The sequence below is a fragment of the Methylocapsa sp. S129 genome (assembly GCF_009765995.1).
In the GTDB taxonomy this organism is placed as follows: Bacteria; Pseudomonadota; Alphaproteobacteria; order Rhizobiales; family Beijerinckiaceae; genus Roseiarcus.
Genome location: NZ_LMUI01000023.1, coordinates 53866 through 66425 on the forward strand (window position 1 = coordinate 53866; position 12560 = coordinate 66425).

Annotated in this window: 13 protein-coding genes; 6 read left to right on the top strand and 7 right to left on the bottom strand. The window is 63.5% G+C overall.

Annotated features, from left to right (window positions below; translation table 11 throughout):
• Positions 1–108: 108 nt before the first annotated feature.
• Entirely contained in the window at positions 109–1257 is a 1149-nt protein-coding gene (locus GSQ90_RS14865; RefSeq protein ID WP_158815629.1) for a YXWGXW repeat-containing protein, read from the bottom strand.
• A gap of 228 nt (positions 1258–1485) precedes the next feature.
• Entirely contained in the window at positions 1486–1740 is a 255-nt protein-coding gene (locus GSQ90_RS14870; RefSeq protein ID WP_158815630.1) for a hypothetical protein, read from the bottom strand.
• Between the two features lie 141 nt (positions 1741–1881).
• Between GSQ90_RS14870 and GSQ90_RS14875 the strand changes: the two genes are divergently transcribed.
• Positions 1882–2193 carry a hypothetical protein gene (locus GSQ90_RS14875; protein WP_158815631.1) on the top strand — a complete coding sequence of 104 codons (312 nt, stop codon included), beginning with the start codon at positions 1882–1884 and terminating at the stop codon, positions 2191–2193.
• A gap of 293 nt (positions 2194–2486) precedes the next feature.
• The gene (locus GSQ90_RS14880) at positions 2487–3338 is read left to right on the top strand and encodes an outer membrane protein (RefSeq protein WP_158815632.1); all 852 of its coding nucleotides are present in this window, start codon (positions 2487–2489) and stop codon (positions 3336–3338) included.
• Positions 3339–3364: 26 nt separating this feature from the next.
• Here GSQ90_RS14880 and GSQ90_RS32690 read toward each other — a convergent pair whose 3' ends face one another.
• Positions 3365–3583, bottom strand: coding sequence for a DUF2934 domain-containing protein (locus tag GSQ90_RS32690; RefSeq protein ID WP_158815633.1), 219 nt, complete (start codon positions 3581–3583; stop codon positions 3365–3367).
• Positions 3561–3995 carry a hypothetical protein gene (locus GSQ90_RS14890; protein ID WP_158815634.1) on the bottom strand — a complete coding sequence of 145 codons (435 nt, stop codon included), beginning with the start codon at positions 3993–3995 and terminating at the stop codon, positions 3561–3563. Before GSQ90_RS14890 ends, GSQ90_RS32690 begins: the two co-directional genes overlap by 23 nt.
• 237 nt (positions 3996–4232) lie before the next feature.
• On the opposite strand from GSQ90_RS14890, the gene GSQ90_RS32695 reads away from it, so the two are divergent.
• Positions 4233–4364 (top strand): hypothetical protein, encoded by a 132-nt coding sequence (locus GSQ90_RS32695; protein ID WP_256366607.1) that lies wholly within the window; start codon positions 4233–4235, stop codon positions 4362–4364.
• A gap of 208 nt (positions 4365–4572) precedes the next feature.
• Positions 4573–5004, top strand: a complete 432-nt coding sequence (locus tag GSQ90_RS14895; protein ID WP_158815635.1) for a hypothetical protein — start codon at positions 4573–4575, stop codon at positions 5002–5004.
• A 121-nt stretch (positions 5005–5125) separates the two neighbouring features.
• On the opposite strand, the gene GSQ90_RS14900 is transcribed toward GSQ90_RS14895, so the two are convergent.
• Complete coding sequence (locus GSQ90_RS14900; protein ID WP_158815636.1) at positions 5126–7360, bottom strand: LamG-like jellyroll fold domain-containing protein; 2235 nt, start codon at positions 7358–7360, stop codon at positions 5126–5128.
• 3 nt (positions 7361–7363) lie between these two features.
• On the bottom strand, positions 7364–7825 hold the full coding sequence (locus GSQ90_RS14905) for a hypothetical protein (protein WP_158815637.1): 462 nt from the start codon (positions 7823–7825) through the stop codon (positions 7364–7366).
• 1029 nt (positions 7826–8854) lie between these two features.
• Here GSQ90_RS14905 and GSQ90_RS14910 point away from each other — a divergent pair.
• The gene (locus GSQ90_RS14910) at positions 8855–9565 is read left to right on the top strand and encodes a hypothetical protein (protein ID WP_158815638.1); all 711 of its coding nucleotides are present in this window, start codon (positions 8855–8857) and stop codon (positions 9563–9565) included.
• Between the two features lie 334 nt (positions 9566–9899).
• Entirely contained in the window at positions 9900–10151 is a 252-nt protein-coding gene (locus tag GSQ90_RS14915; protein WP_158815639.1) for a hypothetical protein, read from the top strand.
• A 378-nt stretch (positions 10152–10529) separates the two neighbouring features.
• Here the strand turns inward: GSQ90_RS14915 and GSQ90_RS14920 are convergent, their stop codons facing one another.
• Entirely contained in the window at positions 10530–11828 is a 1299-nt protein-coding gene (locus tag GSQ90_RS14920; RefSeq protein ID WP_158815640.1) for an aspartate aminotransferase family protein, read from the bottom strand.
• Positions 11829–12560: the final 732 nt, after the last annotated feature.

Consider the following 12560-nt stretch of genomic DNA (forward strand, 5'->3'; position numbering starts at 1 on the left):
CCGAGGTTAATGGCTGGTCATTGATGGCCCTCAGGCCATCAATTCATGCGCGACCGGCGCTCGCGTGAGGCGAGCGCCGGTCGGTCCAGGGACTTCAGCGGCGATCGTTCAATGACAGGCGGGCTCGCCGGGATGTCCGCATTCCGCTTTCTCAGGCCTCGGCTTTGGCGGCTCGGGATGGGCGACTTGCGGCTTGCTCTCGCTCGGCGCGGGCCGCACCTCCTTCTGCGCCGGCTCTGGCGGACGCTTCTGTTCGACCGCGTCTTTGGGCGCTTCTTTCATAGCCGGCTTTTTCTCGTCCAGATCCTTCTTCTCGTTCCGATCCTTCGCCGCCGGCGTTTTTTCCACCGGCTCTTTCAACGCGGGTTCTTTCTCGGCCGGAGTCTTCTCCACCGAGGGCTTCACCTCTGTTTTCGGCTCGGCGCCGACGTCCGGCTTTTCCGGCGTCTTTCGCAAGTCCTTCGCGGGAGCGTTCGCGCCCTTTGGCTCTTCCTCAGCGCCAGCCGGCGCGCCGGCCGCCTTGGCCCTGACGACATTGGGGCCGGTGAGCGCGCCCGGTCGCGGCGTCGCCGCAACCGCCGGCTTGCCGTGATTGGTCGTCGCAAAGGCGCCCTCGTTCGTACTCGCCTTGCGCCGATGTTCGAGCTGGGCGCTGGTCGGCTTCTCGTGCGGCTCCTTCGCCACGGCTTCTTCCTCCGCCGTCGGCTTCGCCGTGATTCCGCCCGCGCCGCCATTGAAGCTGGCGTGGTTGATGGTCAGGTTGTTGACGACCATCTTTTCGTTATAGACGTTGGTGATATGCGTGTTGCCGACATTGTTGACGGAGCGATTGTAGAAGAACGCGCCATTGTCCCAGCGGCCGCCTTGATAGCCTGAGCCGCCATAACCATAGCCATAAGATATGCCGCCGTAGAAGCCGACGTGCGGTCCCCAATAGCCTTGATTGAAGAGATAGACGCCATCGGAATAGCCCCAATATCCAGGCGTCCAGAGTACGCCGGGACGCGGCGGCTCAACCCATGTGCCGGGCACCCAATAATAATCCTCATTGTTCCAGGACCAGTATCCGGGCGTCCACATATAGCCAGGCGCGGGCACAGGCGGCTGATCATAGTCCGGCAATGGCGGGGGCGGCTCCTCGGCGCGGATGCCAATGGCGCCGCAGGCGCAAGATTGCGCCGACGCGGAATTGAGCGGCAGCGCAAGAGAACACGTGGCGAGGAGAATGGCGATGATCGCGGGGCGGAGTTTTTGCATCCGGCTTTCCTCTGAGTTGTGGCCGTGGCCCGACAATGCGCGACAAAAAGCGATGACGCTGCTGAATGACGCGTGAATGGGCGCGCGATTCAACAACGACGCGCGCATGCATGACTCACGCGAGCATCACGGCGAGGAATTGGCGGTTTTGCGGCGATGGTATGGCCAGTATGCGCGCCGTCGCCGTAACTGGCGACGACGAGGCGCGGACGCGCGGATTTGACGCGGTTAGGGCATCCACACCACGCAATGATCGTGCCACCAACTGATGCAAATCGGAGCGCGTTGAAATGGCGGGCTCCAGTTGAGTGCGGTGGCGGTGTTTTGTTCCGGCGGCGGTCGCGTCGGCGGCGTTTGGCGATTGAACCCGCCGCCCGCCGATCCGCCGTGGAAGCGGAACGCGGCGCCTGCGTCGGTCGTACCGAGCGTCGCCGCGCCTAACATCGCGGTCATCAAGACCGCCAGCGTTCTGGACTTGAACATCTGCGTCTCCCTCACGATGAACCTAGCCTGCCGCCCCGGGCGCCAGGCCTTGAGGGTTTACAGTCTGTCTTGACGGAAGGCGCGCTCGCGATTGGATGCGTTTCAGACTAGAAACGGCGACGAGACTTTGCAGGAGCCCGCATGCCCGCTCTATCCGGACCGCCGCGCTTACGGGTCACGACCAAAATCGGGCTGATTCTGATGCTGCTCTGCGTGTCGTGGTGGTTCGCCTATTACGCCCAATACGAGAGTCCGGCCGCGTTTCTTCAACACAAGATATGGTGCATCGCCGCGACAACGGACGCGTGCGCGTTCTACGCGCAGCACATCATCTCTTCGCTGCCCGACTATTCGCCCTGGCTCTGGTGGCTCGGTCTTCTATTGGCGTTGTTCGGAAAGGCGCAGCGTTCCCTTGAGCGTCTTTTGCACGACGGGGAAGACGCCGCGCAGTGACGCGCCATCAGCCTCTCAAGGCGAGCGCCGACCTTCGTCCGATGAAAGCCGGAAACTTCGGACAAGAGCTTCGCAAGGGAATGCCGTTCAGGCCAAGGCCTATGCCGTGTGGTCCAAGACGGGCGTGCGAGAACTGATACATTCAAAAGCGATGAACGCTGCGGAGAACGGTCGCTGCGCGAAGTCCTTGCGCCGGCGGCCGTCGACTTGCGGCCGCTCCAGCGGACCAGGGTGCGCGCGGATGAGTGCGATTCTGGCGATGCGATGGGCTTCCATCGACATTTGGGGCAATGATGAAAAAGCTTCTGGTCGGTCTCTTTTTTGCGGTCAGCGGCATCGCCGCCGCGGCCGCCGCCGATTTGTCGGCCCGATCAGCGCCGCCGCCGCTTCCGCCGCCGGCCTTCAGTTGGACCGGCTTTTATGTCGGCGTGAACGGCGGCCGTTCATCGACGGACCCGACCTTCGGCTACACGCCGAACGATTTCAATGCTCTTTTTAGCACATGCGGCAGCCCTTTCGGAACCACCTGCGTGCCTTCGGCGTCCTTCAATATGAACGGGAGCCTCGCCGGCGGCCAGATCGGCTATAACTACCAATTCAACCCGAGTTGGATGGTGGGCGCGGAGGCCGATTACGATTGGTCCAATATTCACGGATCGGCGAATTCGAACTTTATTCTCGGCAGCGTGGGTCCTTCAACATTTGTCGCCAAGGAAACGGTCGAATCATTCGGCACGTTCAGAGGGCGTCTGGGCTTTATTCCCACACCGCCCTTGCTGCTCTTTGTTACGGGCGGGTTGGCTTACGGAACGGTCGACGGACAATCCGCCATGGCGCCGGGCGTCGGGGATAACGGCAGCGGCGACAGCTTCGGGCACAATACCTATCGCTGCTACGATCCCATAAGCTGCTTCTCCGGCAAATTATCGGAGACGCGGGTCGGATGGACGCTGGGCGCGGGTGGCGAATATGCGATCACCAACAACATCACTGTGAAGGCGGAATATTTATACGCCAATCTTGGTCGGCCGGAGAGTTTCAATGCTGTCGCCACCATGGGTTTTGGCGCCCCGTCCTCTTTTGCGGTTAGCTCCAGCGCGGTGAGCTTGAATATCGTCCGCGCCGGCCTGAACTGGAAATTCTAGCTCCTTCGTCTCGAGCACGCCTTCGATCACGCGGCGCCGGGCGATTTCTTTGGCGGTTGGGGAGGCGCAGCGGCGGCGCCTGTGGACGCAGGCGGGCCGTTCAGCGCTTCCTTCTCGCGCTCAATTTCGGACTGCGCCTGCCGCCAATGTTCGAGATGTCTGCCCTCGGGCCGTCCCTCAGCCTGCCAAATCGCATGCGCGCGATCTCTGACCTTCTGTTCGTCAACAGCGCTCAGGAAAATCATCCGAATCCTCCTCCACGCCGCTCTCAATGGGCGGCTCCTCTGGTTCTGGCCCGGCGCCCGCCGCGCTGGCAAGCGAAGAATCTGGCGGCGACACGGCCACGACCCGCGCCCCATACGTCATCCTTATCTTGCGGCCGGGTTGCTGATGGCAAGCTTCGTTAAACGCGGCGCGCGCGACATTTTCGTTGGCGGCAAGCGCCAATACCTCTTCGGTCCAACCCCGGCTGTCTATGGCCTCGACCTGGAAGGGACGGACGCGGCCATTGATTGTAGGGGCCAACAATTTCACATAGGCGCGGAGAGCCCCAATCACGAGCGCGACCGACTGCGGCGTCAGACGCGCGCCCGCGCCCTTGCGAAATCTTTGATTGAGCCAGTCGATGAGACTGTGGAGTGCAGCGATGGCGGCCATGATGCGCGCCTCCCTGCCGCCACGAACACCGTGACCAAGAGCGAGCCAGTCCGGGGCGGCCAGTTAATATTAACTCATGAGTCATAAATCCGTTCCAACGAACGGACATCGGCAGCCTCAGGTCAGCGGCCGGCGCCGGCGCCCCAGCGATCGGCGGACGCTTCGATGAGAGTTAAACGCATTCCTAAGATTATTGCATTTTATTTTAGACAGATCTGCGGCGCGAGATCGCCGCTTTTGCTCGATATTCGCCAGGTCATCGCAGCCCGGCTGCCCCATTGGGAGAACCTCATGACGAAGCTTTTCGCCGCGATTGGCGTGGCGTCCGTGCTGATCCTTGTCGCGAAATACGGGCTGGTCGCGGGATGAGGCCGCGACTTACGCGATGGGTGTCGCCTCGCTGACTGCAGAGGCCTACGCCGCCCCTTCATCCCAAGGCGAACTTCGTTCGTCCGCAGCCCGGCTCCGCCGGGCCCCTTCTCCCGCTTCGCGAGAGAAGGGGGCGCGAGCGCAAATTAGCGCGACGTTAATTCCCGATGGCGCTTACTGGCGGCTGTCGTCACTTCTTCGAGATGTCATGATGTTGCGCAAAGGGCTTATCTGTCTCTCAGCGTCTTATATCGCGGCCTGCGCATCCGCCGTCGCGGCCGACGCGCCGCTGAGCCCGGCGGCGGCGGTCGCATGCCCGCCCGCCATCGTCAGGCACGCCAGCGGCGCGCACAGGCTTGTCTGGCGTCACAAATACGTCTGGCGTAGCGAGCATAGCGCGGCGGCCCGTCGCGACGTCATCGACCACAGCGGCGGCGACCATCGCGACGCCGCGGTTCTCCGCGCGATGGGCGGCGGCCTCGCCTGGGGCCTGGCGCCCGGCGCCGGCCAGCTCGGCGCCGCCGGATTGGGCTATTACCACGCCGAAAGCTGCCTGAGCTATGAATCGGTCTACGACCGATGGGGCAATTATGTCCGCGAGCAGCCCACGAACATCTGCATCACGCCGCCGGCCGAGTGAGCGGACGCGGCCCCACGCGTCGCGGGGCGCGCGCCCTTCTCTCGCATAGCGGGGTGCGGACAAATGCTTCGCATTCGCCTTGGAATGAGAGGCGGCGCGAACCTATCCTGCGGGCGCTGCGTTAGCCGCCGGTGCGGGCCGACAGCAGCCGCGCGAAGCGCTCCATGATGTTGGGGTGCCACACGAGGCGGACCGGGTCGGTCCAATACGTGCGGTCCTCGACCGTCAGTTTGTCGAGAGCGCCGCCGGCGCACAGCGCCTTATAAACAACGGTGCTGCAGTTCATGTCGATGAGGCGATAATTCTCGGTCAATTGCTGGTTCGCCCACCACGTCTTGATGGCCGCCTCGTCGAGCCCGAATATTTTGATGCGATAGTCGGGGTCCCTGAATATTGTCGGCGGATTGAAGTTCGGATCGCCTTCCCCAGTGATATCGTCGCTGTAGGTGCGGTCGATCACATGGTCGGCGTAGAAATCCTGCGCGACGCCGTTGAGATTCCAAATCGTCGCGATGCCCTTCGGCCACCAGGATATGTAGGTCTCGTCCGAGAGCGACATCGAAGCGTGGCCCTGACCCCTGTCGAACGACACGTAGGACCAGATGAACACCGTCACGCTCGGCCGCGGATCGAAACGCGCATAATCGATCGTCTTCTGCGCGCCGGGGACGATGCCCGGATCCGGCGTCATCGAGGAGATGTAGGAGGCCGCGGCGACGCCGGTGATGCCGACGCCGACCGCGGCGCCGACGAGCTGGGCGGTCGTCGCCGCGGCCGCGGCCGCGAGGACGACCGGCGCCGCGGCGATCGCCACCGCGGCCAACGCGACGGTCCCGAGGGCCGCCAACCCAATCTCCCACCATTCCCAGTCGTCATCGGCGGCGTCGGCCTTCAGCCCTGCCGCGCGTCCGGCAGCGTTGGACAGGCCGGGGTAGGCGGCCCGCACCGTCGTCAGCAGCGTCTGGGCGACATTGGCCGACGGCATCGTCTGGACCGCCAGTTGGAAGCCGAGCCCGGCCGGCGCCGTGACGGTGAACGTCCATTCGCCGGCCGGCGGCGCCTTGAACACGAAGGCGCGAACCGAGGCCCCGCTCATCGTCACCCAGGCGGAAGCGTCGTCGCGCGCCGCGTTGACGGGACCGTTCGGCGACGAGACGACGAGCGTCACGCCGTCAGGGAACGCCGCGGTGCCGTCGTCCTTGATGAGGGCGCCATAGAGGAACGGCGCGCCTTCGCGGACATTCAGCGTCTGCACGCGCGACAGTGGGGGATCGTCATCAGCGGCCGCCGGACTCGTCGCCCTGTATCGCGTCGGCGCGCTCATCGCCAACAAGCTATGGTCGTTCTCCCCGTGAACGGCGAAACTATGGATGATGCGATCATAGGCCGCGGCCGGGCCGGCGCAGGCGAGCGTCGCCGCGCTGGGCGAGGAATCGGCAAGGTTCTGGTTGAAAGCGTAGAGGCCAACGAGACCGGATTCCGCGCCGCTGAGCTGGTTGGTCATCGTCGAGATGATTTCGGTCGGCGACAGCGCGCGGCCCCACAGCGTCACGTCCTCGATGAGGCCGTGGGCGTCGCCCGTTTCCGTCTCGCCGTTGGCGAGAACCTGTCGATAGGAGCCGATGAACAGCGGCGCGAGCGTGGCGAGATTGACTGGGCTCTCGGGGCCGCGGCGCACCACGCCGGCGAGCGGCTTGCAGTTGAGGAACAGGCTCACATTCGCACCCGACCGGACGACCGCGAGGGCGTGCCAGCGACCATTGTAGATCTCGGGCGCCTTCGCCGAATAGGTGACTTGCGTCTCGGCGTCGTAGAGAGCGAAATACAAGTTCACGAAATCGATGATGCGATAGCCCTGGACCAGCAGCTCAAGGCCGCAGCCCGCGCCGTCGATGCGCCGCAGCAGCGCGGTGTCCGTCGCGAAGCCGCGCGGCCCCGCGACGAATTGAAACAGCAGCGTGAGGGTGAAGTCTCCCGTCGCAAAAGTGTGCTGCGCGGCGGAGACCGAAATGATCCGCCCCACGTCCAGGGGCGCGCATGTCAGGGCGTAGTCCATGGGATCGTCGAGGATCGGCATTTCCGCGGCGGCGCCCGGATTCGGCTCGATCAGTATCGTCGCATCCGAGCGTACCGTCACCTTGATCGTTTCGGTCGTGAACGACTGGCGCTCCGATCCGGAGGCGACCCACACGGCCGTCGTCCCGTTGTCGTTGAGGTGGACAACGCCGGCGCCGTGCACGGTGATGACGACGCCCGTAGGAGTATAGGCGATCGCCGCCTCTTCGCCTGCGCTAATCGCGATCGTATTCGCGACCACCGTCTGTGCGGTCGCATTGACGATGGTAGTGCTGTACATTTGTCAGGCTCCAAACGTCGCGCCGGGCGACGTTTGTGGTTGCCACTGCGACCACGGCGTCGGTTGGCTGTGGCCGTTGTCGACCTGAATGCGAACTTGCCAGGCGTTCGCCACCATCCATGGCGCGAGATCGGTCGGCAACGTTGTTGTGCCCACCAGCGCGACGCAGCGCAGGATGGTCGACACCGGAATCTGCGCCGGTCCGTAGGCGTCGGCCTGCCATTCCGTGACGTTGTTCGTCAACGCGCCGCGAATGAGCGGGTTGAGCATCGTCGAAACGAAGCCCGGCTGCGGCTCCTGCGTGAGGAGATAGCTGCCGCCCGGGGCGACCCATTGGATCACCCAGTCGGTGCTGACCGTGCGGATTCCCGGGCCGGTCAGGATGGCCGAGACCATGATGTGGCGGCCGTTCCCTCCGAGGTCGTTGATGATCGTGATGTCGCGAATAGGAATAGGCTTAGGCATGGCGTCCCTCCTGTTTATCCTGTTGCCGGCGCAACCCCTCCATCGATCCGTCGCACGGCGTCAGCCCTAGGGATCGCCTGTCCGCGGCTCATGTCGATCGCCTCTCGATCTTGACGCGTCGCCGACCGCTCAACCCGATCTCCGGCGTCGCCCTTCATCGCCGACGAATGGCGTCGCGCTCGTCCATGGCTCCGCAAAAATATTATCGATCCGCAACGCCTTTGTGACGCCGCCATACGCCATGCGTTTCATGTCCCGGTGGGCCCGCAATGAGCGGCCTAGCGGCATGCCAGGAAAAGCGCACGAATGGGTGAGCGTTACGCAGCGTCAGCGGAGCACGCCGCTTTCGATTTCGGAAGAATCTTTCTTGTTCAGCGCATGTTCAAGATTGAACATCGCTCCGCCAAACCGATTGCCGGGAGGCGAAAGACGAGGCGATAGACAATGCCCGATCCCGGGCGTTTGACAGGCGAGATGCGTCGGCCATTTGACGCATTAGCTCATGCAAATGCGTTTCATGTCGCCAACGCCGGGAGGCTTGCGCCGCCCCTCATCCGGCGCTGCGCGCCACCTTCTCCCCGCTACGCGGGGCGAAGGGAAACGCGCACCTCTTCGCCCCGCGTAGCGGGGAGAAGGTGGCCGGCGAAGCCGGCCGGATGAGGGGCGGCGCAACCCTATCCCGCGCGAGCTTGGCAGGGAGCGCCGTCGAGCTCTCAAGGCGAATGCGAAGCATTCGTCCGATGGAGAGCCTCTTTTTTCCGAAGTTTTGAGGCTGTCGGTGGTCTTGACCGCCGAAGGCGGCGCGCGAGAGCGCGCGCCATTGACAGCCTCAAAACTTCGGAAGTCTATGCTTCCATGAGGTCGACGGCGCGGTGTGTGACGGAGAAGGGGCAGCGGTTGTCCTCGCTGAGAAAATTCGGTGCCTTTGGCGCAAATCGAACGCGAATTAAAGCAATGCGTAGCATGCCCTCGTGACGCCCGCTGGCGAATCGCCTTTGGTGCGTCTTGCTTATGAGATTGAGGCTAGGAATGGCAAAGACCAGAGAACATGCCGGAGAAAGGCGCTGCGCCTATTGTGGCGGGAGGGCCTTCACGGGCGATCATGTCGTTTCACGCGCGCTATATCCACCGTCTTCGGGGAATTCGCGGCATCGACGCATTAAAGTTCCCGCGTGCGTGAGTTGCAACAACGGTTGGTCGGACGACGAGGCGCATTTTCGCACTGTAATGCTTCTTGCGGGCGATCCGACGCCTGCGGTCCGTGAACTCTGGGATGGAAAGGTACGTCGAAGTTTCACCCAGCCCGACGGTCGCAAGCGGGCTCGCGATTTGTTCAATCAATTTGTGCCCGTTACGACGCCTGATGGTCCAAGGCACGCGATTTATCCAGGAAGGGATGAGCGCGTCGTGCGGATCGTACGCAAGATTGTTCGTGGCCTGTGCCACCATCACGGACTGTTGTCGCCGGTGCTTGATGAGCAGGTTCAGGCGGATATCCATCGCTCCGAGGTACCTCATGAGTTTCTTGCGCAAATGACATTCTCGCATGCGGAGGAGAGTGTTTTGCAATATCGCTTTGGGGTCGTCGACGAACCGGAAATCCACTCCGGCTGGCTTCTCACTTTTTTCAATCGCACGCCATTTCTTTGCATCGTCTTTCGATCCGCCGCCGCGCGTCGCCAGTTTGAAGCCAGGTCGGTCGCCACAAGCGAACAAGAAATGATCCTCTCGAATACGTAATTCGAAGGGTCTGCGCTCGTTTTCGTATCCCAGTGATGGTGCATTCAACTCGGTTACGGGCGCAGGCTCCCTCTTAGCGAGCGGCAGCCGGACGAATGCTTCGCATACGCCTTGAGAACCGATCCTGACGAGGGCTGTCAGAGCCTCGGTCTGGATTGCTTCGTCGCTTCGCTCCCTCGCAATGACGGCGGCGCGATGCGGAAGATGCGGCCCATGCGGGAGCAATGGGACGCGATACATATTCCCTGATTCCAAAGCGTTTGACAGGCGAGATGTGTCGGCGCTTTGTTACAATGCATATCGTGTCCCGATAACGCCGAAGAAATGGGTTCCAATGAAAATTACTGGCGAGCACCTTCGGGACGGAAAGGAATTCCGCTTTCTCGATAAACCGAGATACGCTGCCGCTGCAAACTTCATTGCAATCAAGGACGACGAGGTAATCGTCACGCGACGCGCCACTGACCTGTTTGCGCTTCCTGACGACGTTCCGGTGATCGCGAATTGGCACGGCGAGCGGCGGACTGATGCCTTCTTGCTTACAGTCGGGGATCTTAAAGCCAAGGCGCTGGAGTTCGGACGCTAGCGTTCCAAAGCGCTCTTCCGAGTTGCGGGGCGCTTGCACAATCCCGGATCCGGACTTTGTCTGCGCCTTCGACAGGCGAGATGCGTCGGCCATCTGATGCATCAATTCAGGCAGTGCGTGTCGTGCCGCCAACGCCAGACGCCTGCGCCGCCCCTCATCCGGGCGCCATCCGGCGCCCACCTTCTCCCGCTTCGCGAGAGAAGGGAAACGCGCGGGCATTCTGTCGGGATGCGGGCGGCGCGGCCTTTGTAGCCGCGGTAGCTGACCGCGGCCGGCGCGCAAGCGCCTTGTTCCGCCGCGCGCGGGTGTGGGAGAGGGCCGCGGCGGACGAATGCTTCGCATTCGCCTGGAGGTCGGCGACCGCGGCTACAATGGCCCTCACCCAGCCGTCCTTAGCGCCTCGTCGAGCATCTCCAACCCCAGGTCCAGCTCAGCCTCGCTGATCGTCAGCGGCGGGGCGATGCGGAAGACGCCGCCCATGCCCGGTAGCTGCACGATGTTCATGTGCAGGCCGAGGTCGAAGCAGCGGCGGGTGACGCGCTGGCCGAGGGCGTCGGCGGGTTGTTTGGAATGGCGGTCGACGACGAGTTCGATGCCCTGCATCAGGCCGCGGCCGCGTACGTCGCCGATGCATTCGTGCTTCTGCTGCAAGGCGATCAATCCGGCGCGCAGGCGCTGGCCCTGGCGGGCGGCGACTTCGTCCATTTTGTCGCGCGCCAGAATCTCCAACACTTTGAGGCCGGCGGCGGCGGGCAGCGGGTCGGAGACATGGGTGGTGTAGAAGAGGAAGCCGCGCTCGTGACAGCGCTGTTCGATCGCAGCGCTGGTGACCACCGCCGCCAGCGGCAGGCCGGCGCCGAGCGTCTTCGATAGCGTGAGAATATCGGGCGTGACGCCGTCGCGTTCGAAGGCGAACCAGTCGCCAGTGCGGCAGAGGCCGGTCTGCGCCTCATCGAGGATCAGCAGCATGCCGCGCTCCTCGCATTTGCGTTTGAGCGCGGCGAGATAGCCGAGCGGCAATTCGATCAGGCCGCCCGAACTGAGGATCGGCTCGATCAGGCACGCCGCCAGCGCGCCGCTCGACTGGCGGTCGACCTGGTCGAAGGCATCGTCGAGTTCGGTCCGCCAATCGAGCGAGCCGTCGGCCTGTTTGAACCTGGGGCGATAGGCGTTGGGCGCGGGGATCGCGAGGCTGCCGGGCATCGGCGGGCCATAGCCGCGCCGGCCGGCGCTGTAGGTCGCGGAAGCCGCGCCTTGCGTCATGCCGTGCCAGGACAACGTGAAGCTGACGATTTCATGGCCGCCGGTATAGAGCTTGGCGAGCTTGATGGCGGCCTCGTTGGATTCGGCGCCGGTCGACAGCAGCAGGACCTTGCTGAGGGAGGGCGGCAGCAGGCGCGCGAGCGCGCTGGCGAGATCGACGACGGGGCGCGACAGCATGCCGCTGAAGAGATGATCGAGGCGGCCGATGCTGTCACGCACGGTGGCGACGATTTCGGGATGGGAATGGCCGAGAATGGCGCTCATCTGGCCCGAGGTGAAATCGAGGATGGCGCGGCCCTGCTCGTCATAGACATAGGCGCCTTCGGCACGATCGATCACGGCGGGCGTGAAGGCGCCGCCATAGCGGATGAGATGGCTGTCGACTTCGCCCCAGAATGCCTCGTCCCGCTGCATTGCTTGCCGCCTATTCTGGTGTTGGAGATAGACCGCCGGGCAAAGGGCGGACGGGGGAGTGTCGCATGGGGGCGGGCGCGGTGGAAGATGGGGAGGCGGCGTTGCGCGGGGCGCGGAGATTCTGTTCGGCAGGCGCGCGGCGGCTGGGATGGATAGCCATTGTATATCCGGCATCATCCTGCGCCTCGCATCGCTGGCGAAAATCGTGCCGTTTAGCGCGAAATAGGTGACGAGGGCGCGTCCACAGCGGCGCGAGGGATGCGCGATTGCGGCAACGGCGTGGCGAAGTCGCGATGCGTGCCTTCCCGGCGGGCCACGCCGATGAGCCGCCGTCAAGCGGCTGCGCCGCTTCTTCGCTCCGCTACGATCCCTACGGGATGACTGCGTCTCAACGACGCGGCAATTTGCATCCATGCCCTTTTGGTGCGCGACGCGGCCCTCAGGCCGCGATCGCCCACCAAAAGGGCATGGTGGCCAAAAGCCAGCGCCGCGCGGAGGCGTCAAGGCGCGCGGAGCGCCCGCGAAGCGGTTGCCTTTACGCCGAGCACGGCGATGGCGCCGCGCCATCGCAGGACGGGCGCCACGCCCATGTCAAAAACAATATCTTTCTAAAAAACAGAATAGCTGCTACTATTCAAAGAGAGGCTCCGCCCAACGCTTCGGAGACGAGACCATCGCGCGATAAATAGAGGTCCAAAAAGAGGCGGGCCCCTGGGAATTATTTTTTCGTAA